Annotated in this window: 22 protein-coding genes; 15 read left to right on the forward strand and 7 right to left on the reverse strand. The window is 61.8% G+C overall.

Annotation, left to right across the window (positions count from 1 at the left end; genetic code table 11):
• The first annotated feature begins 19 nt into the window (after nt 1–19).
• The 4 genes from cheT (at nt 20) to visR (ending at nt 4,734) form a co-directional block, all read left to right on the forward strand.
• The gene (cheT, locus tag SINAR_RS0112765; RefSeq protein WP_027999458.1) at nt 20–400 is read left to right on the forward strand and encodes a chemotaxis protein CheT; all 381 of its coding nucleotides are present in this window, start codon (nt 20–22) and stop codon (nt 398–400) included.
• A 349-nt stretch (nt 401–749) separates the two neighbouring features.
• Nucleotides 750–2,423, forward strand: coding sequence for a flagellar basal-body MS-ring/collar protein FliF (fliF, locus tag SINAR_RS0112770; protein WP_027999459.1), 1,674 nt, complete (start codon nt 750–752; stop codon nt 2,421–2,423).
• Between the two features lie 821 nt (nt 2,424–3,244).
• Nucleotides 3,245–3,982: a transcriptional regulator VisN gene (visN, locus tag SINAR_RS0112775; RefSeq protein ID WP_027999460.1), complete on the forward strand. Its 738-nt coding sequence runs from the start codon at nt 3,245–3,247 to the stop codon at nt 3,980–3,982.
• Between the two features lie 11 nt (nt 3,983–3,993).
• On the forward strand, nt 3,994–4,734 hold the full coding sequence (visR, locus tag SINAR_RS0112780) for a transcriptional regulator VisR (protein WP_027999461.1): 741 nt from the start codon (nt 3,994–3,996) through the stop codon (nt 4,732–4,734).
• Here visR and SINAR_RS1000000137360 read toward each other — a convergent pair.
• Nucleotides 4,727–5,191, reverse strand: a complete 465-nt coding sequence (locus SINAR_RS1000000137360; protein ID WP_167333597.1) for a hypothetical protein — start codon at nt 5,189–5,191, stop codon at nt 4,727–4,729. The genes visR and SINAR_RS1000000137360 overlap by 8 nt on opposite strands.
• 370 nt (nt 5,192–5,561) lie before the next feature.
• Here SINAR_RS1000000137360 and SINAR_RS1000000138175 point away from each other — a divergent pair, with 370 nt between their 5' ends.
• The 3 genes from SINAR_RS1000000138175 to SINAR_RS1000000134695 are packed head-to-tail and all read left to right on the forward strand — an operon-like array spanning nt 5,562 to nt 14,448.
• On the forward strand, nt 5,562–6,773 hold the full coding sequence (locus tag SINAR_RS1000000138175) for a hypothetical protein (RefSeq protein WP_027999462.1): 1,212 nt from the start codon (nt 5,562–5,564) through the stop codon (nt 6,771–6,773).
• Between the two features lie 4 nt (nt 6,774–6,777).
• Complete coding sequence (locus tag SINAR_RS1000000137180) at nt 6,778–8,085, forward strand: hypothetical protein (protein ID WP_027999463.1); 1,308 nt, start codon at nt 6,778–6,780, stop codon at nt 8,083–8,085.
• Nucleotides 8,086–8,115: 30 nt separating this feature from the next.
• The gene (locus SINAR_RS1000000134695) at nt 8,116–14,448 is read left to right on the forward strand and encodes an FG-GAP-like repeat-containing protein (protein ID WP_050577501.1); all 6,333 of its coding nucleotides are present in this window, start codon (nt 8,116–8,118) and stop codon (nt 14,446–14,448) included.
• 117 nt (nt 14,449–14,565) lie between these two features.
• Here the strand turns inward: SINAR_RS1000000134695 and SINAR_RS0112810 are convergent, their stop codons facing one another.
• From SINAR_RS0112810 to motA, 6 genes are all read right to left on the reverse strand, one after another.
• Nucleotides 14,566–15,006 (reverse strand): BspJ family T4SS effector nucleomodulin, encoded by a 441-nt coding sequence (locus SINAR_RS0112810; protein ID WP_033057689.1) that lies wholly within the window; start codon nt 15,004–15,006, stop codon nt 14,566–14,568.
• A gap of 2 nt (nt 15,007–15,008) precedes the next feature.
• The gene (gene flhB, locus SINAR_RS0112815; protein ID WP_027999465.1) at nt 15,009–16,091 is read right to left on the reverse strand and encodes a flagellar biosynthesis protein FlhB; all 1,083 of its coding nucleotides are present in this window, start codon (nt 16,089–16,091) and stop codon (nt 15,009–15,011) included.
• Between the two features lie 209 nt (nt 16,092–16,300).
• The gene (fliG, locus tag SINAR_RS0112820) at nt 16,301–17,338 is read right to left on the reverse strand and encodes a flagellar motor switch protein FliG (RefSeq protein WP_027999466.1); all 1,038 of its coding nucleotides are present in this window, start codon (nt 17,336–17,338) and stop codon (nt 16,301–16,303) included.
• 84 nt (nt 17,339–17,422) lie between these two features.
• Nucleotides 17,423–18,019, reverse strand: a complete 597-nt coding sequence (gene fliN / locus SINAR_RS0112825) for a flagellar motor switch protein FliN (RefSeq protein ID WP_027999467.1) — start codon at nt 18,017–18,019, stop codon at nt 17,423–17,425.
• A gap of 55 nt (nt 18,020–18,074) precedes the next feature.
• Nucleotides 18,075–19,022 (reverse strand): FliM/FliN family flagellar motor switch protein, encoded by a 948-nt coding sequence (locus tag SINAR_RS0112830; protein WP_027999468.1) that lies wholly within the window; start codon nt 19,020–19,022, stop codon nt 18,075–18,077.
• Between the two features lies 1 nt (nt 19,023).
• The gene (gene motA, locus SINAR_RS0112835; RefSeq protein ID WP_027999469.1) at nt 19,024–19,902 is read right to left on the reverse strand and encodes a flagellar motor stator protein MotA; all 879 of its coding nucleotides are present in this window, start codon (nt 19,900–19,902) and stop codon (nt 19,024–19,026) included.
• Between the two features lie 221 nt (nt 19,903–20,123).
• Here motA and SINAR_RS0112840 point away from each other — a divergent pair, with 221 nt between their 5' ends.
• The 8 genes from SINAR_RS0112840 (at nt 20,124) to flgG (ending at nt 25,879) form a co-directional block, all read left to right on the forward strand.
• Nucleotides 20,124–20,903, forward strand: coding sequence for a DUF1217 domain-containing protein (locus SINAR_RS0112840; protein WP_027999470.1), 780 nt, complete (start codon nt 20,124–20,126; stop codon nt 20,901–20,903).
• A gap of 1 nt (nt 20,904) precedes the next feature.
• Entirely contained in the window at nt 20,905–21,630 is a 726-nt protein-coding gene (flgF, locus tag SINAR_RS0112845) for a flagellar basal-body rod protein FlgF (protein ID WP_027999471.1), read from the forward strand.
• Between the two features lie 46 nt (nt 21,631–21,676).
• A complete protein-coding gene (fliI, locus tag SINAR_RS0112850) occupies nt 21,677–23,080 on the forward strand; it encodes a flagellar protein export ATPase FliI (protein WP_027999472.1) in 1,404 nt (467 codons plus the stop codon).
• Nucleotides 23,077–23,631 (forward strand): hypothetical protein, encoded by a 555-nt coding sequence (locus SINAR_RS0112855; RefSeq protein WP_027999473.1) that lies wholly within the window; start codon nt 23,077–23,079, stop codon nt 23,629–23,631. Before fliI ends, SINAR_RS0112855 begins: the two co-directional genes overlap by 4 nt.
• Before the next feature lie 309 nt (nt 23,632–23,940).
• Entirely contained in the window at nt 23,941–24,321 is a 381-nt protein-coding gene (flgB, locus tag SINAR_RS0112860) for a flagellar basal body rod protein FlgB (protein WP_027999474.1), read from the forward strand.
• Between the two features lie 5 nt (nt 24,322–24,326).
• The gene (flgC, locus tag SINAR_RS0112865; RefSeq protein WP_027999475.1) at nt 24,327–24,746 is read left to right on the forward strand and encodes a flagellar basal body rod protein FlgC; all 420 of its coding nucleotides are present in this window, start codon (nt 24,327–24,329) and stop codon (nt 24,744–24,746) included.
• A complete protein-coding gene (gene fliE, locus SINAR_RS0112870; protein WP_027999476.1) occupies nt 24,746–25,078 on the forward strand; it encodes a flagellar hook-basal body complex protein FliE in 333 nt (110 codons plus the stop codon). The genes flgC and fliE overlap by 1 nt, the downstream gene beginning before the upstream one ends.
• A gap of 12 nt (nt 25,079–25,090) precedes the next feature.
• Nucleotides 25,091–25,879: a flagellar basal-body rod protein FlgG gene (flgG, locus tag SINAR_RS0112875; protein WP_027999477.1), complete on the forward strand. Its 789-nt coding sequence runs from the start codon at nt 25,091–25,093 to the stop codon at nt 25,877–25,879.
• Nucleotide 25,880 lies beyond the last annotated feature (1 nt).

The raw sequence follows: 25,880 nt of genomic DNA on the forward strand, positions 1-25,880 counted from the left end.
GATGCCCCGTGAGGAGATAATGCAGAAAGACCACAACCAGGCGCCTCACGCGGAAGAATCGCTGCCGGACGTGCTTATGCGCGTCGTCACGGAACTTCACGACGTGGCCTATTTGATCGAGCGCATAGAGCCGCAGCTCATGAGTGTCGACCGCGACGGCGACGGCGCGGACAGGATCATGGTGCTGCAGGGCATCGACCTCGCGGTCCAGAAGGCGCGCGGGCTGGCGGAGTTTATCGACACCATCACCGCCTCCATTCCTGACGACTGGCAGGTGGACATCACCGCCGCTGTAAACCTCGTCAAGCTCGCCGAGATGAAAAGGGCGCTCGGCAGCGGCATCCTTCACGGTCATTCGCAGCCGCTGACCAGGGCGGCCGGCGACTTCGAGGCATTCTGAGGATAGCGGTCGCAGAAGACCCTAACTCTCCGTTCTGACGGGGAGGGGACGAGTAGGCTGAAATGAGGCGCGGGAGGCTGCCTCGAGTCTCCTTCACCCCGCTTGCGGGGAGAAGGGGCCGGCAGGCGGATGAACACGGCGCAGCGCGCAACGGTTCGGCCGATACCCGTCTTTCGCCAAGTTCGCGCAAGTTTCGTCGCCTAGCTTCGCGTCGGGGCTGGTAGATTCGCGGCTGATGCAGAACGGCTGAGCGCAAGCCGTTTATCCAGCAAACCCGAATGTTGGAGCTGCGCAGGGTGCCGACGGAACAGTCGTGCCGGTGCCTTGCGATACTGGGTGCGGAAACAGAATGAATCTGTTCGATCAATTCTCGACGTTCACGAAAAATCTGAGCAATCTCGGACAAGGAAAGCTCATTGCGCTTGCCGTGGCGGGCGTCGCGGCGATCGGCTTCGTCCTCGGAGCGGGTATCTATGTGAACCGGCCGTCCTTCGAGACGCTCTATGTCGGCCTCGAGCGCAGCGACGTCACCCAGATCAGCATCGCCCTTGCCGAGGCCAATGTCGACTTCGAGGTCGGTACCGACGGCGGCAGTATCCAGGTGCCCGTGGGCATGACCGGCAAGGCCCGTCTGCTGCTTGCCGAGCGCGGCCTGCCGAGCAGCGCCAATGCCGGCTACGAGCTCTTCGACAATGTCGGTTCGCTCGGACTGACGTCGTTCATGCAGGAAGTGACCCGCGTGCGTGCGCTCGAGGGCGAAATCGCACGCACGATCCAGCAGATCTCCGGTATCGCCGCCGCACGCGTCCACATCGTGATGCCGGAGCGCGGCAGCTTCCGCAAGGCCGAGCAGACGCCGACGGCCTCGGTTATGATACGCGCAAGCGCCACGGTCGGCCGCAGCGCCGCCGCCTCGATCCGGCATCTGGTAGCCTCTTCCGTGCCTGGCCTCGACGTCGACGACGTGACCGTGCTCGATTCGACCGGCCAGTTGCTCGCATCCGGCGACGACCCGGGAAACAGCGCGCTCAATCAGTCGCTGGGCGTCGTCCAGAACGTTCAGACCGATCTCGAAAAGAAGATCGACAATGCGCTGGCGCCGTTCCTCGGCATGGACAATTTCCGCACCAGCGTAACGGCCAGGCTCAACACCGATGCGCAACAGATCCAGGAGACCGTCTTCGATCCGGAATCGCGGGTCGAACGCTCCACGCGCGTGATCAAGGAAGAGCAGAAGTCCAGCCAGCAGCAGCCGGACAATGCCGCGACGGTACAGCAGAACGTGCCCCAGGCGGCACCGCGCGGCGGGGCCGGTCAGCAGTCGAGCGACGAGGCGGCGAAGAAGGAAGAGCAGACGAATTACGAGATCAACAGCAAGACGATCGCCACCGTCAAGAACAGCTATTCGATCGAGCGGCTGTCGATCGCGGTCGTCGTCAATCGCGGGCGGCTTGCGGCCATGGCCGGCGAACCGGCAGACCAGGCGAAGATCGATGCTTATCTCCAGCAGATGCAGAAGATCGTTTCCTCCGCCGCAGGAATCGATCCGGGCCGCGGCGATGTCGTAACGCTGAACGCGATGGATTTCGTGGAGACACAGCTGCTTGATCAGGGGGTGCCGGGCCCGGGGATCATGGAAATGCTGACACGCAACCTCGGCGGCATCATCAACGCGCTCGCTTTCGTCGCGGTCGCCTTTCTGGTGGTATGGTTCGGGATGAGGCCGCTTGCCCGCCAGTTGGGCTTCGGCGGACAGCCGGGTCAGCTGGAAGGCGAAGCCGCCGGATTGGAACTGCCGGACTTCTCGCCCGCCGGCACCGGCGCAGGAGGCGCCCTCATGGAGGGCTTCGGCTCCGACTTCGGCTTCGACGGTGCCGACGACCTGCTCAATCTCGGCGACGAGGCCGGCTTCAACCGCCGCGTCAAGGAAGGGCCGGAGCGGCGCCTCGCCCGTATGGTCGAAATCAGCGAGGAGCGTGCCGCGAAGATCCTGCGAAAATGGGCGGTCGACCAGGCTGCGTGACAACCTGCGCCAGAAGATCGGAGCAAGTCCCGCCGCGCAGGCGGGGCTTTGCTTATGCGGGTGACGCCGCCGGGCGCGCGTCGACGCTGGCGGGGTGTCGAAGAGTATTGCCGAGTCTAGCCCGGACGGGCGACGGTGCGGCGGAGTCCGGCTCAAGAATCCTTGGGGAGCCCGGAATCATCTCCATCGACTGCCGGTAAATTTAAACCAAATTTTAACTGTTTTGGATTCGCGGGCCGCTCGGCATCCGGCGGCCGCTGCCGCAGGTTACTCGGTGTTGTTTCGCTGTCCGGGAGATTTATTTAAATATATGCCCATAGGCGTGAAATATAATTCTGCTGACGGACTGTCTGCCTTCCCCGCGTTGCTATTGGTGACCCCGGCGGGATTTGATGCATTTAGGCAACATCTCCCGCTTTAAAGTAAGTATCCGTCGAAGATTTGAGCCGCCACGAAAGCAACCGATCTGCAACGCAAAGGCGAACCCCCGCGCCGCTTCGTCGATTTTCAACTGAGCAGGCATCGGCAATCTCCTTTGAGATTCCCTTCATTATCAACAGCTTGATTAGCGATTCGGCTGCCGGCGGAGCATGGCCGACCGTCTACGAGCTCACGCACACGTGAATGGTTGAGGCCGAGATTGCCAAGTAATCGCGCAACTGGACGCTCTGTCTTTTTGAGGTCGCCGATGTACAGTTTAGCGATTGATTCGCGTCCTGATACTCGCTTGGTGGCAAGAATACCGGCGAAGCCGGCTGTCGGGGACGACAGGGCAAGCGTGACATTTCAGGGCGTCGAATCGGGCACGGGGGCTGAAAGTCATGGAAATGTCGCGGTCGGACGCAGTCTGGTCCTTGGAGACCGCTGCGCCGCGGATGTGCGGTCGCAAAACATCATGGGAGCAACTGATCCGAAGGCTGGGGGAAGTGGCCTCGGGTGCGGGGCTCGGCAACGGATTGGCGGCGCTGACGGAATGTGTCGGCGCAACGCATTATCTTCTCGCCCGGCATGACGTTTCTCAGGACGGCGGACTCGATTTCGTCGTCTGTTCCGACTGGCCGTTCGATATAGTGCGGCGTCTTTCGGGCATTGTCGCCGGGCTCGATGCGAAGACCACGGAACTGGAAAAGTGCCTGGCCCAACTGCAGCCGGCCTTCCATACGATGCCCGACGACATCGGTTTGCCGCGCGGCGTCAGCCGGAGCTATTGCGCTGTGACCTTCAGCGTAGGGCGCACGCGTTTCTCCCTGATGCTGCTTTTCCCCGAGGATGTGATTCTCTCCCAGGAGGCGCTGCGTGACATGGCGGTGCTTGCCGGCTATGTCGCGAGTCACAAGATCAAAGCCGATGTGCGCCATGATCGGGAATGCGAGCTGACCGAGCGCGAGCTCGAATGCCTGTTCTGGATCGCCGAAGGCAAGACGAGCGATGAAATCGCCGTTATACTCGGGATCTCCCGCAACACGATCAACAATTACATCACCAGTGTGATGCGCAAGACGGCGACGCGAACGAGGTCCGAAGCGATCGCCCACGCCGTGCGCAACAATCTGGTTTAGGAGCGGGGACGATGGCCTATCTCGTGGCGGAGGAACGCGGCGACGGCAACCGGTTGGGCCGAAACGGGCCAGCGGCGCGGGCGGCGACGCTGGTGACGCGCCTGCAGTCCATGCAACGGCAGATCAACGCGAAGAATTTCGCCGTTCTGCGAACGAACGGAAGGGGCGTTGCTGCAACGCGCAAGCTCGCCTGCGTCCTCCACAACTGGGGATCCTCCTGCGAGGAAAACGCGCGTGACCTGATAGACCTGTACGGCGAGGAGCTGCTCCAGCATCTCGACCATTCCTTGCTGCCGCTGCTCTGGAACGGCCAGGGGGAGCACCAGACAGCCGAAGCCCCGGATTTCGCTCCGTTCACGCGCCGGCTGAAGGCGCGTACGCTTCCCTATTCGGGTATCGCCTTTCCGGTACGGCTTGGCGCGCAAGGCAACGGTTATGTGGTTTTCGCCGGAAGCTATATCGATGCCTCGGGCGAACAGATCGTGGAACTGCACGGCCGCAGCGCCCATATCATGACGGACCTCCTGGCCGCTGACGAGAAGCGCCTGTTCAAGACCGAGGCTTTGAGCGATCGCGAGATCGCCTGCCTGCAAATGGCCGGCGACGGTCATATCAGCGAGGAGATCGCCGAAAAGATGGGTCTCTCCGTCCATACCGTGAATGCCTATCTCGGCGCCGCGACGACGAAGCTGGACTCGGTCAACCGGATCCAGGCGATCGCCAAGGCCATCCGCCTCGGCTATATCAGCTAGAGCAATTCCAGGAAAAGTGCGCAGCGGTTTTCCGTCCGGAATTGCGACGAAAGACCAGAACCAGCCATTCCAGGAAAAGTGCGCAGCGGTTTTCCGTCCGGAATTGCGACGAAAGACCAGAACCAGCCATTCCAGGAAAAGTGCGCAGCGGTTTTCCGTCCGGAGTTGCGACAAAGCACAGAACCAGCCATTCCAGGAAAAGTGCGCAGCGGTTTTCCGTCCGGAATTGCGACAAAAGCACAGAACCGGCCATTCCAGGAAAAGTGTGCAGCGGTTTTCCGTCCGGAATTGCGACAAAGCACAGAACCGGCCATTCCAGGAAAAGTGCGCAGCGGTTTTCCCTCCGGAATTGCGGCAAATGCGCCGGCGCGGCGAACGGCTGCCGTCCGATCCGGTAACCCCTTGCAGGAACTACCAAATAGACCCAGCGCCGTGCGAGCCGCGCAGGAGCGCGCATGCTCTGCGCCTTTGAACGGTCGCAGGCGATGCGGCACGCGCCGACGATGAATCCTGTTCTTGGATTGTATTATCGATTTGTACACTCTTCACGAGAGCTCTCTGAAAGCCCGCGAAAATTGAGGGTAGATCGTGTGTAGCGCGACTTGGTACTCTACTAACACTTGCAGAAAACGCCGGTTCTCGCAAAGACCGGCATCGCATTCTGCAGTATGCATCGGCCGGTGAACAGCGCGGCCCAGCGCCACCCATTCTCGATTGCGCCATCCGCATAGGTCGGCCACACACTATCTCGATACATCGATATCCGCGACCTCCGCTCGCGGCCAAAATCCGTTTGTGTTTACAACTCTAAATTGAGGTGAAATGTCATGCTTTCCTTTCATGAACGCGCATTGAAGTTCGGTCACAGCCTGGAAGCATTGCAAAACGGGGACGAGATACACACGACCCGGACGGTACATTCGATCGAGGAGCTTCGGGAGCTGATGCATGACGGCGCAAGCCCCGAGGTGAGACAGGCACGCATCCGACAGTACGAGAAAGATCATCCAAAGCTCATGGATGAATCGAACGGCAGCATCGAGGCGTTGCATCTGCGTGCCGCAGCGGCAGTTCATGCCGATCGGCCTCTGTCCCACGACGACGCTCTCGCCCTCAAACACGTCTTCCCAACCAAAGTCAAACTGGTGTCGGCCACGGACAAAACGATCTCGTCGGAGTGGACGTTGGGAGATGAAAGCACACCCGTCTCCTTAAACATCGAAACTCTGACGATCGATCAGGGGGGATACATCAACGCCTATGCAACCAGCGTCACTTTCGTGGCTCAAACAGTCGTCAACAACGCGAGCGGCGGCAGCAGCGGGGCGAACTACACGATCGGCATCTTCGGCAAGCCCGGGACCGCAGGGACGGCCGGGACGAACCAGCCACAAGCAGCGAACGGTCAAGACGGCAGCAGTTCAGGGACGCCTTCACCCGGGGTGTGCACCGGCGCGAAGGACCCGACCGCAGGTACCGCCGGTGCAGACGGAGCCGCCGGTACCGACGGTCAGCGCGGCGCCGACGGAACACCCAATCTGACCGCCAGCTTCACCTTCAATGCGATCACGCAGAATCCGATCTACATGCTCACGCAGTCGGGCGCAGGTGGACAGGGCGGTGCGGGAGGCAACGGCGGCGCCGGCGGCAACGGCGGCATCGGCGGAGACGGGTGCCAATCGGGATGTGAAGGAACCCAGAGCGCCGATGGTGGCAATGGTGGCAATGGTGGCGCCGGCGGCAACGGCGGACCCGGCGGAAACGGTGTGGACGGACACCCGATCAATGTGACGCTTGCGAACGATGTGAACCAGACGATGGTCCAGAGCGGAGGCATTATCGCAGCAGCGGGCACCGGAGGCGCCGGGGGCACCGGCGGGTCTGGAGGCAGTGGCGGAGCTGGCGGATCGGGCAGCGGCAAACATCGCTCGGCCGGTACCGCGGGAACTGCCGGACAACCCGGAACCAATGGGACCGTCGGCGCCCCGGGCACCTACACCGGTAATCCCGGCACGATCTCGATTGCCAACGGGGGGTGAAGCGATGTTTACCGGCAGCTCCGCGGCGCTGGATGTTCAGCACTCGCCGATGACCGAATTCGAGATGATTGCGGCCGCAGCCGGTCACGACTTCGGCGCTCTATCTGCCGGTGGCATCGCAACGGCCCACCTCCGCATCAGCGACATCCACTCTCTGCGCAGATGGATGTCGCATGCGGGCGGAACTGAGCGGCGGCTGCGGCAGCGGAGCTTCGCCGGGCTTGGAGGACGCACACGCCTCTGGCAGGGCGTGCATGACCGCGGCGAGGCTTACATTTTTGCCGGCACTCCTCTCGAAGCGAGCGATATCGAGAGGATGGGCGAGCATTTCCCGGCCCGCCTCAAAGTGGTCTCAGCAAGAGACGTCAAGCTTGGCCCGGGCGCCGTTCTCGACGTGAGTGCAACCGCCGACGAATGGAACGTCGGGACTCGCGAAGAGCTTTACACGCTCTTGAACATCGGCAGCCTCACACTCGACCGGGGCGCTCGAATTGTCGTCAGAGGCAATGTTTTTTCGATGCTGGTCCAGCAGCTCGACATTCTTCCGGGTCACGCCGACGAAGAGATCGGCGCAGTCAGTCACCACATCGCCATTCTGCCCACGCCCCACCCCGTCGACAGCGGGATCAGCGGGCCGCTCGACGGGCCGGCCGGATTTCCCGGACGCGATGGTCTCCCTGGGCGCGATGGCCGCTCTGTCAAGCTGCGCGCATCGGTGTTCGGTCCTGCCATTGTCGATGTCGTTCCTTTCGATGAGTGCAGTGGCGGCGATGGCGGGAACGGCACAGACGGCGGCCGCGGGCGCCGCGGCCGCACCGGCGGCATGTGCAAAACGGCCGAGATCACGATCCGGTCCTTTGCGAGCACCAGCGATCGCCTCTCGGTTTTTTGTCAGGCCGGGCGCGGCGGCGACGGGGGCGCGGGCGGCAAGGGTGGTGATGGCGGCCGCGGCGGAAACGGCGGCCGCGGCGGGGCCGACGTGAATGAGAGCCGCTATGGCCCGCCCGGACTCGGCGGCCGCGGTGGCAAGGGCGGGCGGGGCGGAAACGGTGGCAATGGCGGCATTTCCTCGAACGTCTTCATTTCGTGCCCACCGGCCAAGGCTCATCTGATCACGGTCGAGGCCCTGGAAAGCGAAGGCGGCAGGTGCGGATCAGGCGGCGGGGGCGGCCGCGGCGGCGCACCCGGCGAAAGTAAGGAAGGCATATCGAGCGTATTACCGGGGCTACCGGGGCCATCGGGAGAGCCAGGCCTTCCGGGCCGCGGCCGACCGAGCGCCCGAGTTCACGTCAACGAGATACTGAAATCCTGAACTGTTTACGAGTATCCAAAGGGGGAAGACATGACCCGCTTCGCGAAATTCTTCAGAATGTCCCTGGCACTTGTTCTCATTCTGGCCGGGCTGCCAAACGGTGGTCCGCGGCTGGCAAACGCCGCCTCCGACGAGGAAGCGGGTTCCGACAAGGGCCGTTTCAGCGTTACCTCGTCGGGCAGCGCGATCTATACCATCAAGGTTCAGACACCGCCCGGCATTCAGGGCTACGAACCGTCTCTTTCCTTCGGCTACAACAGCACCAGCCAGAACGGTCTGCTCGGCGTCGGATGGAACCTCAACGGCTTTTCGAAAATAGGCCGTGTCCGAAAGATCATTGCGATCGACGGCATCGACGGCGATATCACCTACACCAATGAGGATCGCTTCGCCTTCAACGGCAAACGGCTTCTCGTCATGACAGGCGGAAATGGCGCAGATGGCAGCGTCTATCGCACGGAGATCGACAACTGGGACCAGATCACGTCCAACGGTGTGAGCGGCGCAGGCCCTCAATCCTTCGTGGTTCGGCAGCCGAACGGAGAGACTCTTACCTTCGGCGGTACCGACGACAGCCGCGTGCCGGTTGCACCGGGACAGGCAACCATACGTGAATGGCTCTTGTCATCCCAGACGGACAGGAACGGGAATCAGATAAGCTTCGCCTACAGCACCGATCCGACAGGCACGGGCCAGGCGGGTAGTCTGGCCTATCCGGTGGAGATCGCATACGGTGCAAACGTAAACACGCAACCTGCTACGGCCGCCAACCGCTTCATTCGCCTTAGCTACGAGACCCGTCCTGATCCGATCAGGAACTTCACCGGCGGCTCGCAGGCGGAAACGACGCTGCGCCTGAGCGCCGTGAGCACCTATCTCGCGCACAATCTCGTCGGCAATTATCGACTGAGCTACGAAACCTCGCCCTCGACGGGGCTGTCGCGTCTGACGACAGTGCAACTCTTCGACAGCGAAGACGGGAACGCCAAGGGTCTTTCGCCCTCACGCTTCACCTATCAAACCGGCGCCAATGCGTTTGGGGGCAGCCAGACGTGGCTTGAGGGGGACTTTACAGCATCAAGCGGCTGGGACCAGGCGAACAATCCGGTCACGCTCGCCGACGTCAACGGCGACGGACTCACCGATATCGTCGGGTTCAAGAACGGCGTACAGGTCGCGCTCGCGGAACCGGGCGGCTACTCTGCACCCACGACCTGGCTCGAAGACTTCTCTCCGGAATATAACTGGTCCGGCGACCAACCGCGCTACCTGACCGACATCAACGGCGACGGCCTATCCGATATCGTGGGCTTCTCAGACGATGGAGTCGAGCTGGCTCTCGCTGACGCGACCAGCTCGACTTTCGTCAAGTCACCGACCACATTCGCCTATTTTGCTCCGAACGCAGGCTGGAGCGCCGAGGCACCGCGCTATCTCGCGGACGTGAACGGGGACGGTGCTGCCGATATCGTCGGCTTCAACGACGGCGTCCAAGTCGCCCTTGCCAACGCTTCGGGGGGATTTGACGTGCCGCAAACCTGGTTCGCCGACATCGGCGTCAAGCAAGGCTGGAACGGCGACGACCTCCTCATGGCCGATGTCAATGGTGACGGCAAGAGCGATGTGGTCGCCATGAATCAGCAAACACGCTCTGTCAACGTCGCCCTCTCCACCGGTACGAGCTTCTCGCAGGACGGCTGGGACCAGAACTACGCCAATTTCGCCGACAGCAGCACCTGGAATGCCGACAACCCGCGCATGATGTCCGACGTCAATGGCGACGGTCTTTCCGATCTTGTCGGATTCAGCACCGAGGTCACGGTCGGATTGTCCAACGGCGCGGGCTTCGAACCGCCGGCGACCTGGTCGAACGAATTCAACGCGCCCGACTGGACCAGCGATACGCCACGGATGATGACCGACGTGAACGGCGACGGACGCGGCGACATCGTCGGGTTCAACGATGGCGGCACGGTGGTGGCGCTATCCACGGGGTCAGCGTTCGTGCCGGGCAGTTGGGACCAGGACTCACTGGAAGGACTCGGCCTTTCCCAGGGCGGTTCGGCGAGCCAAACGAACCGACTTATCGTCGACATCAACGCCGACGGCCTCTTGGATGTCGTTGCCTTCACTCAGGACGCCGTGAAGGTGGGACTGACTGCGGGCGCCTTCCCCGATCTCATGACGAATATAGAACGATCCTCGCTGGGGACCGTCGCGATCTCCTACAAGCCTTTATCGGATCCCTCTGTCTACTCTGAGACGGCCGGCCAGGGCGCATTGGCGAAATACCAGCGCTACCCCCCGCTTACGCAGAATGAGACGCTGCCACAATACCGATCGAGCTCGAACCTGACCGGCCGGTTCTATGTGGTCGCCGAGTCCACCGACAGCAATAACCCGGCTATCGCCAGCAATCCCTACAGCTACACCGTCACGCATTTCTATCGGAGCGGGCAGGTGAGCGACACCGGCAGAGGCTGGTTGGGATTTGCTGCGAGCAGCCACGCGAACCCATCGATCGGCAGGGAAACGACGGTCACCTACAGCCAGACCTTTCCGCTGATCGGGCGGCCGCTGTCGCGCACGGTAAGCTGCTCCGATGCGGTAGCGAACACTTGCGCGGCGGGCGACGTGTTGTCCGTAGACAGCTTCGAGTACAAGTCAGTCATCACGGAGGTCTCGAAGGAAAGCGGCAATGAGGCAACGATGGTGCGTCCTTCGTTCGTGCGGACGGACAAATTCCAGGGGGGCACCTATCAACACTCCATCGGCCAGACTTTTCAATACGACACTTATGGAAACCGGACGCAGAGCGCCAAGCTGAACCTTGTCGATCGCTCCGGCACCGACAGCGATCCCTCCGACAATGTCTACCGCAACACCGCCTATCAGAACGATCCGGCGAACTGGCGTTTCGGTTACAAACAGTATGCCAAGACCACCCGCAACGCGTCGCTGGATAATCTGCAATCCTTCGAGGTCGACCAGGATATCTCACTTAGTCACTGGACGTACGATGCAGCCATGAATGTCGAAACCAAGGGCGTCTGGGACGACGGAAGGCAAGTCTATCTCGTGACGCAATATTCCCACGACACGTTCGGCAACCGGCTGTCGCTCACCCAGCCTGGGGGAGCAACAACCAGCTACACGATCGAACCGACCTTCCACACCTATGTGCAGCAGAAATCGCAACCTACCGGCACGAATTCGGCGGTGCTGATCACGCAGTACGGTTACGACGCTCGCTTCGGCAAGCAAACTCTGAAGATCGACGCGAATGGCAACCAGTTCACGACCTGCTACGACACCTTCGGGCGGAGGGAATCCATTCAGGGGCCGGCCCCTGACGGGGTCGATCCGGGCGCGTTGACGGCTGCCTGCCTCGGGACATATGTCACTGCGCCCGCGGATGTCTCGCCGGCCAATCTTGCGACCCTCACCAGCTTCACTCACGGTTGGTCGAGCGGCGTGCCGGCAGTTACGCGCACCAACCTGGCGCAATGGCCGCAGCAAGGCGGCAAACCGTCGGTACAGTCCGTCACCTATCTTTACGACGGACTCGAGCGCCAATATCAGATGCTCACCGAATCAAGCGACGGAGGTGCGCTCGACCGGGTCATGGAGGACGAAACCTTCAGCGCCACGAACAAGACGCTGAAGAGCGCCCTCCCATATGTTCAGGGCGAGCAGGTTCTTTACGCAACGACGGCCTACGACCCTCTGGACCGGCCGATCGAGACCACGTCACCGTGGCAGAATGGCGACGAAATCGAAAGCATCGCCTCGCAAACCAGCTACGAAACGACGAAGGCGGGTCAATCGATCACCCACACTCTGGCAGCCGGGACCGCCTATCAGGCGACGATCACCGAGAACCGTTCCTACTATGCCAATCAGGACAAGGTGGAAACACAGGCATTTCAGGATCAACGCTCTTCCGGTTCGGCGACTATCAAGACGGGCTACGGGCGTGATCTGATCGGCCGTATAACATCTGTCGAGCCGCCGGCAGACGGCGGCTCGACCAGGTCGACATATGCCTATGACAGCGTCGGCCGGGTCTCCAAAAAAACGCTTCCAGCCCTCGGCGCGTTGACTTTCGAATATGGCGCCGATGGTTATCTGGCGAAGAAGAGCCAAGGCAACGGCACCATCTCCTACGACTATGACGATCTTGGCCGTAAAGTCGCGGTCAGCTATCCCGGCGGGATTGCGGTGCAATATGTCTACGACAGCAATACCTCGCCGAACGGCCTCGGCAGGCTTGCTTCCGCCACCGTGACCGGCCAGGCGGTCGACGTCACTCGCTCCTTCAACTACGACCCCTACGGCTCGACCGTTAAAAGCGACCTGCAGATCGGTAGCCCTGCCCAGGCAGTCTCGATGACTGCCGAATTCGACCCTTTGAGGCGCCCTCTGAAGACGACAATGTCCGATGGCACCGTGGTCGGCTTTTCCTATAGCCTGGAGCGTTTGGCAAGCCTGTCCGTCGATGGCATTACGAAGGTGAACCTTTCGGACTTCTCGGCAATGGGACAGCCTCAGGCGATCAAATATGCCAATGGCGTCACGACCGCCCTGGAATACACGCCGGACTTCAGCGTCTCCGAGCTCAGCATAACGGCCGGCGCTACCAACCTCCTTACCGAGGCCTACCAGCTCGACCCATATGGCTTCCCGCTGCAAGTCAACGGATCGTCGGCGAAATGGTCCGACTATACGAAGACGGCGACATTCGATGCCGCGCGGCTGTCGGCGATCGCCGACAGCCGTATCGGCGGCTCGGAGACATTTCAGTATGACGATGCCGGTAATCTCAAATCATCGGCCAGCCTTTCCCTGGTGAGCAACGGCTATCTTCTGGATGCGTCAAGCTCGATCGATGGCAAACCCCTCAATCCTGCCTATGACAAAATGGGCAATCTCCTGTCGACATCGGCGCCGAGCTTGGCTTTCTCGGCCGCCTATGACGGTCGGAATCGTCTGCAAAGCTTCACCAATGGCAACGGTGGCGCAGCCGCGAAGTTTGCCTATGATCACGCCGGCAATCGCGTATGGCGCCAGGATCTCGCAGGCGTCGATTACATCTATTTGTCACCGCAGTTTCGGCAAACGACAAAGGATGGCACCACAGTCTCCGAAACGGTGCTGCATGGTGGGCTTGGACCCGCCTATACGCGCCAGGTGAGCGCTGATACTACGACTGAGACCTATCTCCATGGAGACGCCCGGCATAGCCTGACCTTCACGTCGGACGCATCGGGCTCGGCAAGCAGCTGGTTCCTCTACAACGCGTACGGCGCCCCGGTGGGGCGCGATGCGGGATCGCCTGACTACGGCTTCATGGGGCAGCCCTATGACGCCGACACCGGCCTCTATTATTTCAATCAACGATACTATCACCCGGTGCTGGCCAGATTTACGAGACCGGACACGCTGTATTCCGCCAGCATCTACCGGCATGACAGCGCAAATCGATACGCCTTCATGCTCAACAATCCCTCCTGGGGCTTCGATCCGAGCGGCCACGGATTGCCGGCCTGCCTGATCGGTCTCGGCGGCGGCATATTCGGAACCGCGGCAGGGATCGCTCAGACCATCGATGGCTCGCTTCAGAAGAACGCGCTCTCGGCGGCCGGAGTGGGCGCAACGACGACCATCGGCGGGATCTTTGCCACAAGCGGCGGTGTATCCGCCTGCCTGAAATTTTTTCGCTCGCGCGTTAACGGTCCGCCAAACGGCGGCGGGAATGGTGGCGACGGCATTCAAGGCCCGCCAAACGATGACCCTCCGAACATCCTCCCACCTGCCAATCGCGGACCAGACGAACCACCGCCCGAACCGCCACAAAGCAACGGAGACAACCAAGGCGAAACCGAAGACGATGGCACCGGGAGCGACCAACCCGATGCCAGCAACACGCCTCCGCAAGACGGCAACGGCGAGGACAGCCTGGACCAAGGCACCGGGAACAGCACCGTGACAAACGACGGTTCGAGCACCAGCAGCGATACTGTCGCTTCAGACAGTGAGCCGACAGGCAAAGTGCCTGGCGAGACGGAATTCGGCGCGAACTCAGGCAACCAGCTCGAATCGCCGACTGTTGCGACCGCTTCGCAGAATAGCGCCAGCGATGCAGCCGCCTCCAACTCATCCTCCGTCGTCAGCTCCAGCGAAGGCGAATCCAGCGGAGTAGAAGCCAGCCTCTCGGTATCGACGGGGAGCGAGACTGAGGCAAGCGCGGCTACCGCGACCGGCATGGCCACGGAAATAGCCACGGATACTGCCGTGGGCGCCAGCAGTGACGCCGCAGCATTGATTAGTGCAATCGAGTGGCTCGCGCTTATCTTTATTTGATGGCGTCGGCAACATCCAAAACCGATGCCACGAGTCTCAACCTCGTGGCATCGTCAGCTGCAACGGCGTGTGGTTCTGCGAGACTAAGATGGGCAAAAGCGCAAAGCCGTTTGCTGCTCAGCTTGCCAGCGGCAGCGGATAGGACTTGACGAACTTCGCCTCTGCCAGGCTCTTGGCGAGAAAGGCCGTATTCTCGTCCGGATCGGCCGACGGCTGCTGAAAGTTGATGTGAGTGATTTCGATGCCGGCCTTATCGCCCGCGAGCACCAGGCGCGCATAGACCGTGACGCCGCGCGGCTTCAGTTCGAGATCGAGAGTGATCTCCGGGCGACTGTCCCAGTCGAGATCATAATTGCCGCCGAGGCCGAAGTTCACGGTGCCGGGCAGGAAATGGAGCTCGGCCGCCGATTCCACCAAATCGGCGATGCTCGCATAGGACTCGAATCGCAGGAGTGCGATGAAATCCGCAGCATCGATGAGGCGCAATTCGGTCGCAACCGGACGGATCGCCTCCGCAACTAACTGTTCTCGTTCTTCGGAGAATTGGCACTTTTTCAAGATCATGTCACCCGTCTTTGTTGCGGCTGAGCTGCATATACCCGGTGAATCAGTTCGGCGACTGCCTTGTAAAAAACCGGTGGAATGACACTATCCACCGAGACTTGTGCAAACATGGAGCGTGCAAGCGGCGGATCCTCAAAGACGGGAATGCCGTTCTTCTCGGCAATCTCGCGAATTTTCAAGGCCACCAGATCCTTCCCCATAGCCACGACGACCGGTGCGTCACTCTCCTCGCGCACATAGCGGAGCGCTACGGCATAGTGGGTCGGGTTGGCGATGATCAGGGTTGCGCGTGGCACGGCGGAGATCATCCGCTTACGGGCGCGGTCGCGCTGCACCGATCTGAGCCGCGATTTGACGATCGGGTCGCCCTGCGATTGCTTCAGCTCATCCTTCACCTCCTGCTTCGTCATTCTGAGTTCGGTATACCAGTGATGGCGCGTCCAGAAGAGGTCGCCTATGGCAAGCGTAGCAGTGGCGAAGAGAACGACGATGACGATCTGTTTGAGGTCGGAGATCATGGTCGTGAAGATCATCACCGGATCGGAAAACATCATGTCGAGCGTCGCGAAATAATCGTTCCAGAGTACGAGCACGACGACGATCGAAACGACGATTATCTTGAACAGCGACTTGCCGAATTCGACCAGACCCGGAATGCCGTAGATCCGTTTGAAGCCGGCGACAGGCGATACGCGGTTCCATTTCGGCCGGACGCGGTCGAGAACCGGTCGCGGCAGGTTCTGGAAGATCGACGACCCGACGCCGAAGACGATGAGCAGGACGAAGATAGGCAGAACCAGCGCGGCGCATTTGAGAACGACATGGGATATCAGGCCGACCGCGTCGGTTGCGGTGTCGAGACGCCAGGCTTCCGGCTGCTCGAAAATGTCCTTCAGCGCCTCGGCCATGTTTGCCGCGCCGTCCGAAAGGAAAAAGACGACGAAGATATAGATCGCCAGCGTCGAGGCGAAAGCGGTCACCTCACGCGAGAAAGGAACGTTGCCCTTCTCGGTCGCGTCGGAGATCTTCTTTTCCGACGGCGCTTCTGTCTTACTGTCCTTGTCCTGCTCTTCCGCCATGAAACAGGAAGCTCCTCAGCCGGCGACAATCTGAACGGCGCTCCTGGATGACCCTCAACCGAAATCGCCAGGGAATCGCGGCAGCAGACGCAAACGCTCGATGTCGTGGTGAACCTGGACAGCGCCATACGCAAGGGGCGGGCGAGCAGCAGCCCGCGCGGGTCAACAGAAATCGAAACCCCAGCGCGAAATACCGGCAGGCCGGGGCCTCAGGCGGCCTCCGGCTCCTTTTCCTTGAGCTCGAGCTGTCCGCTTGCGGAGAGGCGAATTGCTTCCTGCGTGATCGAGCGTCTCGCGATCGCGACGTCGCGAGGATTGATGCCCGCGTCACCGGCGGCGAGGTCCGATTCGATCATGCGCCGCTGGCGGGCGCCGATGGAGGCGAGGATAGATTCGCGCAACTCCGCCGCAGAACCTCTGAGCGCCATGGTGATGACGTCCGTAGAGACGTCGTTGAAAAGCTGCACGCGGCTCCTCTGCGGCATGAGGAGGATGTCGTCGAAGAGGAAGATCTTCGGCCGGACCTTCTTGGCCGAATCGGTGCTGATCGTTTCGAGCGAGGCGAGCAGCGTGTCCACCTGCGGCTTGTCGAGTTCGTTCATCACTTCGGCGATCTTCGCCGGGCCGGGCGAGTTGCGCTCGGCTTCCATCTCTTCGATGATTTCGATCACCCGCGCCTCGATGATGGCGGCTGCTTTCGGGTTGACGTTCTTGATGTTGACGGCACGGTTGAGAATCTCCGGCCGCTGTTTGTCTGAAAGCTGCAGCAGCACCTTGGCGCCGAAGCTCGACGGCATCATCGATAGAACATAGGCGATCGTCTGCGGATGTTCCCGGGCGAGCAATTGGGCGATGATCACCGGATCGCAATCCATCAACCGGTCCCAGATACTCGCCTCGTAAGACTGGAAGGTGGCGCGGCGGCCGAGGAGGCCGTCCACTTCGTCGGGCGACAGCCCCTCTTCGAGAATGCTCTCCATGGCCTTGGCATTGTCCATCAGGCCTGCGCCTTCGGTGAAGAGGTCCTCGAACTCGTTGACGAGTGCTTCCAGCTCGTGCGGCGGGATGGCTCTTAGCGATTGTGCCGCCGCGATGATGGCCTGCAGCTCGCTCTGGGTGAAGAATTTCAACAGCTTGCCGGCGATCGACTTGCCCATGGCGAGCAACACCGCCGCGGCCTTTTCCGTCTGACTCAGCGGCTGTGCGAGCGCCTGAGCCTGTGCCTCGAAACTTCCGAAATCCGTCATGGATTCATCTCCGCCCGGTCATCGGGCTGTTAGTGAGCTGAAACGGGAAACGGGCGGAAACCGCCTGAACTTCTTCATCCCGCTCTATTTCTTGGTGCCTTTGATCTCCAGGAGCTTGACCCCGAAGCGGGTCACATCGCCCTCGAGAACGGTGATTTCTCCGCGACCGATCACCCGGCCGTTGACCATGATCTCGACCGGCTCGCCAATCTTGCGGTCGAGCGCGATCGTCGCGCCCTCGTTAAGCGCCATGAGGCCGGAAACCGGCATACGGCTGCTCCCGAGCACGATCTGGACATCGATTGGGATGTCCATAATCAGGTCCATATTGGCGGTCATTCCGCTGCCCGGTGCAGCTTCCCCGACAGCCGGCGCCGCATCGAAATCTCTACCGGCGAAATCGGGACCCGCGTCGAAGCCGCCGGCTACGCCGGCGTCCGCGAAGTCGCCGCTGAAGCCGGCAGCGAAATCCCCGCCGAATCCGGCACTGTCGGCAGAACCGAAGTCGCTGCCGAAATCCGCCGGCTGCTCCAGCGGTTGAGCGGCGGCGAAATCTGCGCCGAAGTCAGCCTCGCCGTCCTTCTTGAGAACGCCGCGCAGGTCGTCGATCGCCTGGTCGAGCTCTGCGTCAGCTGCGAATGCGGCCGGTTCTGCGATGGGTGCTGCTTTCTTGGGTGCCATGTGCCGAATATTCCAGTTGAAGCTTGCCTCAGGCATTCTGCCAGGCGAGGGCGGATTAACTCATGATGTGGCGAAGGATGTCCTGTTCGGAGCCGTGGGTATCCTTGACCCGGACCGTGTATCTCGATCCCGAACGGCCGAACTCGCAGACATAGAGCTCGCGCCCGTTGGCGCTCACCTCCACACGGACGTCCTGGCCGTCGCGGAAAGGGATTACGTCCCCGGCCTGCAATCGGCTGATCGTGTCGAGCGTCAGGCTTTCCAGGCGGATCCGTGCCTCTAGGGCAACGGCCGAGCGGCGGACCTGCTCCTCCAGCTGTTCCGTCCACTCGGTCTTCGCATTCTTGTCCTCGCCCGCGCCCCTGGGAGAGACGATCCGGGTCTTGAGGAGCGTGCTTTGCGGCACGATGACCGAGAAGGTGGAAAGCACCGGCCCGAAGCCGATGGTAATGTCGATGGAGGCTGCGTAAACGTCTTCGAGCGCCGGGTCGGGCTTTGCCCGATCCGCGCTGTTATACGGGCGGCCGACGACGGGTTCGAAACCGCCGGGCGCGTCCACGGCCGTGCGCAGAACCTCGGCAATGCCGTGAAAGACCGGCAAAGCGACATCGATCTCGATCTTCGACAGAGAACGCGGTGCCGGCTCCTCGATGCTTGTCGGTTCGGCTCCGAGCAGAGCCTCTACAAGCGCGATCAGAACGGGGCTGTCGCAGCCGATCTGGAAGTCGGCGCACCAGTTGCGCAGGGAAAGATCGCCAAGCAGGACCCCGTCTCCAAGCTCCGCGATAAGATCGTTGCGGAGCCCCGTTCGGAAGCCCGCATAGGCGATCGTGACGTCGCACCCGGTCTCCGATTGCAGAACACCTGGCAGGTGCATGTCGAAGACCTGGGCAAGCTCGAGCGCGATACGGCCGATGACCTTGTCGTCGCCGAGCGCGCCGGTCATCCGCGCAAGCAGGCTCCTGTCGAATGCATGGACGTTCGATGCTGTGCTCGTGTTCATGTCAGGCCGCCTTGCTTTCGCTGCCGCCGCCGGGATTCATCATCTCCTGTTCGACCGCGTCGATGGACGGCCGCTCATAGGCGGAGATGGTCTTGCGGCCGTATTCGAGTGCGACCTGGGGAACCGAGCCGTTCATGTAGGCAAGCAGCGTCTGCTTGACGATCACATAGAGACGGTTCTGCTTTTCCCGCACGGACTTGATGTTTGCGACGAGGGGGCCGACGATCGAATAGGAAAGGAAGACGCCGAGCAGCGTTCCGACCAGTGCGGCGGCAATTTTGGCGCCCAGCACTTCCGGAGCCTCGCTGATCGCACCCATTGCCTTGATGACGCCGAGAACCGCGGCGACGATGCCGATCGCAGGCAGAGCATCACCCATGGTCGTCATCGCGTGATAGCACTTCATCTTGTCATGGGTGATCGTCTGAATTTCCTCGTCCATGAGCGCCTCGATCTCATGCGAGCGGGCGTTGCCGATGATGATGAGGCGCACATAGTCGCAGATGAAGGCGGTCAGCTCCTTGTTCTGCAGAACGGTGGGCGCGGATTGGAAGATCGAGGATTCTTCCGGATTGTCGATGTGGCTCTCGATCTCGTTGCGCGATTTTGTCCGCAGGTCGCGCATCAGGCTGTAGAGCACGCCGAGCGTATCGAGGTATTCGCGCTCCTTCGGCACTTTGTGCTTGAAGGCTTCTATAAGCGCCTTGCCGGTGTCTTTGACCACTTTCATCGAGTTGGCCATGATGAAGCCACCGATACCCGCCCCGCCGATGATCATCAGCTCGAAGGGCTGGTTCAGGACTTCCAGGTGGCCGCCCATCGCCATGTAGCCGCCGAGAATACAGCCGAAAGTCACAAGAAGCCCGATGATGATGTTCATTGCCGATACCTGTCGCGATCGTGATTTCTCCCGATGAAATAGGGTTTTATCCTTGCGTGAGGCTGGCCGCGGAGACCAGGCGCCCGGGACAGGTTCGCGCAAGCCAATGCCGTCACGGTTGATCGAGATCGGGCAGCATGGCGTCCGATTCTGAAAAGCTGGTGCGGCCGAAAGACCGCACAGTTCCTCATTCCGCTTCAATGCGACAGGGCGAGCCGATCGTGACCACGACCTATACGAGCTACAGGCTGATCACTGCCGATCTGACGAAATCGCTGGAGCGCGTTTCGGCGCAGCCGGACGTCGCCCGCGAGACCGAATACTATCTGTCGAAGATCGGCAGCATCAAAACGCTCGACGACTTCTTCGCCGACAGCCGGCTCTACAACTACGCCATGAAAGCGCACGGCCTCGAGGACATGGCCTATGCCAAAGCCTTCATGCGCAAGGTCCTTGCCGAAGGCATCGACAGCGACGACGCCTTTGCCAACAAGCTGGCGGACGGGCGCTACAAGGCCCTGGCCGAGTCGTTGAATTTCGCGCGGCACGGCGAAGCCGCCACGGCCTTCGAGCGCGCGCAGAAAGGTGTGGCTGAAAAATACACGCGTCAGACGCTGGAGCAGAAGGCCGGCGAGGAAAACACCGGCGTGCGGCTGGCGCTCTATTTCCAGCGCATGGCGCCGACGATCGCCAATGGCTACGAAATCATCGCCGACGAGGCTCTCTCGCATGTGGTCCGAACCGTCCTGCAGCTGCCGGCCGAATTCGCGGCCGCCGACGTGGATCACCAGGCGGAAGCCTACGAGGCGGCGATCGATTTCAAGGACTTCCAGGATCCGCAGAAGATGGCCGAATTCCTGGATCGTTTCACTACCCTTTGGGAGATCGACAATTCTTCCGACGGCTACGACCCGCTTGCGGTTTTCGGCTCGTCGAGCGGCTACGGAATTTCTCCCGACCTGCTCCTGACGATCAACAATCTGAAACTCGGGGGACGCTGATTTGCAGACCGGTCTCTATGTCGCGCTTTCATCGCAGATGGCGCTTGAAAAGCGCCTGAACACGCTGGCTGACAACATTGCCAACTCCAACACGGTGGGCTTCCGCGCGACGGAAGTGAAGTTCAACCAGGTGCTCGGCGATACCAAGCCGACGAAAGTGTCGTATGTGTCGGAAGGAGAGGAATTCCTGAGCACCAAAACGGGTGCGCTGGCGCGCACCGGCTCCGCGCTCGATTTCGCCATCAAGGGCGATGCCTGGTTCTCGATCGACACGCCCGGTGGTCCCGCTCTGACGCGCGACGGCCGGTTCACGCTGACGGAGACCGGCGAGCTCGTGACCATCAAGGGATATCCGGTGCTCGACGCCGGCGGCGCGCCAATCCAATTGAACGGCGGTGCCGGCGAAATCACCGTCGGCGCGGATGGAGCCGTTCACCAGAACGGCTTGCAGGTCGCCCTGTTGGGGCTGTACGAGGCCGATTTCAGCAAAGGCTTCATGCGCTACGACAACAGTTCCGTGATGCCTGCGTCCCAGCCGGAACCGGTCGTGGACCGGTTCGATGTCGGCGTGATGCAGGGCTTCCTGGAGGAGTCGAACGTGAACGCCATCCAGGAGATGTCGCAGCTGATCATGATCACCCGCGCGTTCGACAACGTTACCGCGCTGATGCGCGACAGCGAGGGATCGCTCGACAAGGCCATCGAGACTCTGGGCGGCAGCCGTTGATGATTCGATCGGGCGGACTTAAGGGCGGGACGAGACGGAAAGCCGGATGGCACGCGTAGGCTCTGAAAAACCTGCAGCATCGACCTCTCTGGCGGCACTCGCCGGACTGGTCGCGCGTTACGCAAATCCCGAATTCGCCATCGCGCCGGGCGGCCATGTCCAGACGATCTCGCCGGGACACTACACGGTCAGCGGCCTGTCGCGCCATGTCCGGCTTGGCGATTTCGTCGCGCATAAGAGCGCGACCGGCACCCATCTCGGCGAGGTCGTCCGCGTCGAACCCGAGCGGGTGGTCGTCTGCCCGATCGAACCGGGGGACCCGATCGGCATTCACGATGTCGTCATCCGCAAGGGCGCCTTCCGCATAGCGCCGACAGATAACTGGTGCGGCCGGACCATCAATGCGCTGGCCGAGCCGATCGACGGCCTGGGTCCGCTGCTGCAGGGCGATGTCCGTCGCTCGATCGCGAACACTGCGCCGCCGTCCATGACGCGCAAGCGGGTGGAGCAGGGCTTCAGGACGGGTGTCCGGGCGATAGACATCTTCTCCCCGCTCTGCCTCGGGCAGCGCCTCGGCATTTTCGCGGGCTCCGGCGTCGGCAAATCGACGCTGCTTTCGATGCTGGCGCGCGCCGACGCCTTCGACAAGGTGGTGATCGCGCTGGTGGGCGAGCGCGGCCGCGAAGTGCGCGAATTCATCGAGGACACGCTGGGCGACAACCTTTCGAAATCGGTCGCCGTCGTCGCCACCAGCGACGAGAGCCCGATGCTGAGAAAAATGGCGCCGCTGACCGCGGTCACAATTGCCGAACATTATCGCGACAAGGGCGATAACGTGCTGCTCATCGTCGACAGCGTCACCCGGTTCGCCCATGCCATCCGCGAGGTGGCGACCGCTGCGGGGGAGCCGCCGATCGCCCGCGGCTATCCGGCGTCCGTATTCACCGAACTGCCGAGGCTCCTCGAGCGGGCGGGGCCCGGCTCCGAGGGAACCGGCACGATCACGGCGATCATCTCGATCCTTGTCGACGGCGACAATCACAACGACCCGGTCGCCGACTCGGCGCGCGGCATTCTCGACGGACACATCGTACTCGATCGAAGCCTTGCCGAAGAGGGGCGATACCCGCCGGTCAACCCGCTTGCCTCCATTTCGCGCCTCGCCAGAAAGGCGTGGACGCCGGATCAGGAGAAGCTGGTTGCCCGGCTCAAATCGCTGATCCACCGCTTCGAGGAAACCCGGGACCTCAGGCTCATCGGCGGCTACCGGCCGGGCGGCGACGCCGATCTCGACATGGCGATCAAGCAGGTGCCGATCATCTACGACGTATTGAAGCAGGCACCCGGCGAACGGCCCGCCTTCGACGCTTTCACGGACCTCGCCAGTGCGCTGAAGGCGGCTGCAGCGGGCAATCAGCCGGGCGCCGCCGGCCTGCGAGGCAGGGGATGAAATTGACGGATTTCGATGCAGACGAGATCGTGCGCCAACGCCGCCGCGAAACCAGGATGCCGCTGATCGACAAGATCCTCGGCGCAGTCGGCCTGGCAATGGCCGCCTTTGCGACAGTCCTGCCGTGGTACGTCTATCTGCATCCGGAGAAATTCTCGATGCCCTCGCTGTGGCAGGGAACGACGCGGAATCTGCCGGAGCGCCCGGAACGGCGGATCGTGTCGGTGTCGCCGCTGGCAATGACGGACCTGGACGAGGAGACCGCCGCCGCGGTCGATCGCCTGACGACCGCGGCGGTGCCGGGGCTCGACCAGGACCCCGCCGAAGAAGGCAGGGACATGGGGCCTCCCGATCAGCCGTTCCCCGGAAAGGACAGCTTCAAACTCATCCATGTCGCCAATGGCCGCGCCCTGATCGGGGATCCGGGCGGCATGTATATCGTCCGTATCGGTTCGGTATTGCCGGACAACAGCCGGCTTGCCACCTTCGAAGAGCGCGACGGCCGTTGGGTGATGATCACCTCCAGAGGCGAGGTCTACGAGGCGAAGTAGCGAAGGGGCCATAAGGGGTGTGGCAGGGCTGCTTCCCCTCGCGCTTGCCCCTCATCCGCCTGCCGGCACCTCCTCCCCGCATGCGGGGCGAAGGGATCGAGCACCGCCGCCTCGGCCCATGCAATCCTCGCTGCAAACGAGTCGCGTATGTGAGCCACGTCCCCTCTCCCCACCTGCGGCGAGAGGGTTGGTCCTCGGGTTAAACCCCGAGGAGAGGGGCAAGATCACGGGTTCGGTTCTTCCGCGTCTTCCGACAAGTCCCACGCAAGATTACCGGTCTAGGTTCGCCATCATCAGCAGGAGCTCTTGATGGAACCGATTCAGCTTTTCGAACTCGCGTCGCGGCAGGCCCAGTGGCTGACCGTTCGCCAGAACGTCGTGGCGGGCAACATCGCCAACGCCAACACGCCGCACTACAGGGCGAAAGACGTTCAGCCCTTCGAAAGCGTGCTCCAGAACACCGGGATGCAAATGGCCGCGACCCATCGCGCCCATTTCACCGAAAGCCCGGAAGCCGCACATGTGACCGAGGTCAGCGCTCTCGATGGCGTTGCCGTACAGCAGTCCGGCAATACGGTCGCGCTCGAAGAAGAATTGATGAAGACCGGTGCGATCAAGCGCGACCACGAGCTCAATGCCGGGCTCGTGAAGGCCTTTCACCGGATGATGCTCATGACGGTACGGAAATAGGCGACATGGATCCCTTGACCTCGGCACTGAAAGTCTCGGCCTCCGGCCTGCAGGCGGAATCGACGCGCTTGCGCATCGTGTCGGAAAACATCGCCAACGCACGCTCCACCGGCGACGCCCCCGGCACCGACCCCTACCGCCGCAAGACGATCAGCTTCGCGGCGGAGGTCGACAGGGCAAGCGGCGCATCGCTCGTCGAGGTCGAACGTCTCGGCACGGACGATTCGGATTTCAACATCGAATTCGACCCGGGCAATCCGGCCGCCGACGAGAAGGGCATGGTGAAACTGCCCAACGTCAACATCCTGATCGAGATGGCCGACATGCGCGAGGCCAACCGCGCCTACGAGGCCAACCTGCAGACCATCAAGCAGTCTCGCGATCTCATCTCCCAGACAATCGACCTGTTGAGGGCTTCGCAATAATGATCGACGCAATTCAGTCCGTAGGCGCGTTTTCGGCCATCAAGGAGACCGAAGGCGCCGGCCCGAACTCCGCCTCGCCCGTCATGCCGGGCGCCGGCACGGCCGTTCCTCAGGCTGGCAGCTTCGCCGAAGTCCTCGGCAACATGACCACAGATGCCATCCGCTCGATGAAATCGGCGGAGGGGGTTTCGCTCCAGGCGATCCGCGGGGAAGCGAATACCCGTGAAGTCGTCGATGCCGTCATGAGCGCCGAGCAGTCTCTCCAGACTGCCATCGCCATCCGCGACAAGGTGGTCACCGCCTATCTCGAAATTGCGCGCATGCAGATCTGAGGAAGAAGAGACATGAAGGCCCTTTCCATCGCCGCCACGGGCATGAACGCCCAGCAATTGAATCTCGAAGTCATCGCGAACAACATCGCCAACATCAACACGACCGGCTACAAGCGGGCGCGCGCCGAATTTTCGGATCTGCTCTATCAGACCGAGCGGGCGCAGGGCGTCCCGAACCGCTCCAACCAGGCGATCGTGCCCGAAGGCGCGATTATCGGCCTGGGGGTCCAGACCTCCGCCGTGCGTAACCTTCACATCCAGGGCAGCCTCGTCAATACCGGCAACGACTACGATCTCGCGCTCGTCGGCCGCGGCTGGTTTCAGATCGAGACGCCGGATGGCGAGACGGTCTACACCCGCTCGGGCGCCTTCAACACCAATGCGACCGGCCAGCTCGTCACTATCGACGGCTACACCGTGGTCCCGGGCGTCACCGTGCCGCAGGATGCGACCGAGATCGTCTTCACCTCCTCGGGTCAGGTGATGGTGCGTATCGGCAACGATACCGAGCTGCAGGAAATCGGTCAGCTGACGATCGCCAACTTCGTCAACGAAGCGGGCCTGGAGCCCATGGGCGAGAACCTGTTCCGGCAGACGCCGGCCTCCGGGGATCCGATCGTCGGCACCCCGGCCGATCCGGGCTATGCGCAGATCAAGCAGAATTACCTGGAATCCTCCAACGTCGATCCGGTCAAGGAGATCACCGACCTCATCTCGGCCCAGCGTGCCTATGAGATGAACTCGAAGATCATCCAGGCCGCGGACGAAATGGCGGCCACGGTGAGCAAGAACCTGAGGTAAC

Origin of the sequence: Sinorhizobium arboris LMG 14919 (assembly GCF_000427465.1) — a bacterium.
GTDB lineage: Bacteria > Pseudomonadota > Alphaproteobacteria > Rhizobiales > Rhizobiaceae > Sinorhizobium > Sinorhizobium arboris.

What these genes read in the sequence shown, in the direction of transcription:
- cheT (WP_027999458.1), top strand. Translation starts at nt 20, where the DNA reads ATGCAGAAAGACCACAACCAGGCGCCTCACGCGGAAGAATCGCTGCCG.
- SINAR_RS1000000137180 (WP_027999463.1), top strand. Translation starts at nt 6,778, where the DNA reads ATGTTTACCGGCAGCTCCGCGGCGCTGGATGTTCAGCACTCGCCGATG.
- SINAR_RS0112855 (WP_027999473.1), top strand. Translation starts at nt 23,077, where the DNA reads ATGAAATTGACGGATTTCGATGCAGACGAGATCGTGCGCCAACGCCGC.
- SINAR_RS1000000138175 (WP_027999462.1), top strand. Translation starts at nt 5,562, where the DNA reads ATGCTTTCCTTTCATGAACGCGCATTGAAGTTCGGTCACAGCCTGGAA.
- fliG (WP_027999466.1), bottom strand. Translation starts at nt 17,338, where the DNA reads ATGACGGATTTCGGAAGTTTCGAGGCACAGGCTCAGGCGCTCGCACAG.
- fliF (WP_027999459.1), top strand. Translation starts at nt 750, where the DNA reads ATGAATCTGTTCGATCAATTCTCGACGTTCACGAAAAATCTGAGCAAT.
- flgB (WP_027999474.1), top strand. Translation starts at nt 23,941, where the DNA reads ATGGAACCGATTCAGCTTTTCGAACTCGCGTCGCGGCAGGCCCAGTGG.
- SINAR_RS0112830 (WP_027999468.1), bottom strand. Translation starts at nt 19,022, where the DNA reads ATGAACACGAGCACAGCATCGAACGTCCATGCATTCGACAGGAGCCTG.
- flgC (WP_027999475.1), top strand. Translation starts at nt 24,327, where the DNA reads ATGGATCCCTTGACCTCGGCACTGAAAGTCTCGGCCTCCGGCCTGCAG.
- visR (WP_027999461.1), top strand. Translation starts at nt 3,994, where the DNA reads ATGGCCTATCTCGTGGCGGAGGAACGCGGCGACGGCAACCGGTTGGGC.
- visN (WP_027999460.1), top strand. Translation starts at nt 3,245, where the DNA reads ATGGAAATGTCGCGGTCGGACGCAGTCTGGTCCTTGGAGACCGCTGCG.
- fliI (WP_027999472.1), top strand. Translation starts at nt 21,677, where the DNA reads ATGGCACGCGTAGGCTCTGAAAAACCTGCAGCATCGACCTCTCTGGCG.
- fliE (WP_027999476.1), top strand. Translation starts at nt 24,746, where the DNA reads ATGATCGACGCAATTCAGTCCGTAGGCGCGTTTTCGGCCATCAAGGAG.
- flhB (WP_027999465.1), bottom strand. Translation starts at nt 16,091, where the DNA reads ATGGCGGAAGAGCAGGACAAGGACAGTAAGACAGAAGCGCCGTCGGAA.
- flgG (WP_027999477.1), top strand. Translation starts at nt 25,091, where the DNA reads ATGAAGGCCCTTTCCATCGCCGCCACGGGCATGAACGCCCAGCAATTG.
- SINAR_RS1000000137360 (WP_167333597.1), bottom strand. Translation starts at nt 5,191, where the DNA reads ATGCGCGCTCCTGCGCGGCTCGCACGGCGCTGGGTCTATTTGGTAGTT.
- fliN (WP_027999467.1), bottom strand. Translation starts at nt 18,019, where the DNA reads ATGGCACCCAAGAAAGCAGCACCCATCGCAGAACCGGCCGCATTCGCA.
- SINAR_RS1000000134695 (WP_050577501.1), top strand. Translation starts at nt 8,116, where the DNA reads ATGACCCGCTTCGCGAAATTCTTCAGAATGTCCCTGGCACTTGTTCTC.
- motA (WP_027999469.1), bottom strand. Translation starts at nt 19,902, where the DNA reads ATGAACATCATCATCGGGCTTCTTGTGACTTTCGGCTGTATTCTCGGC.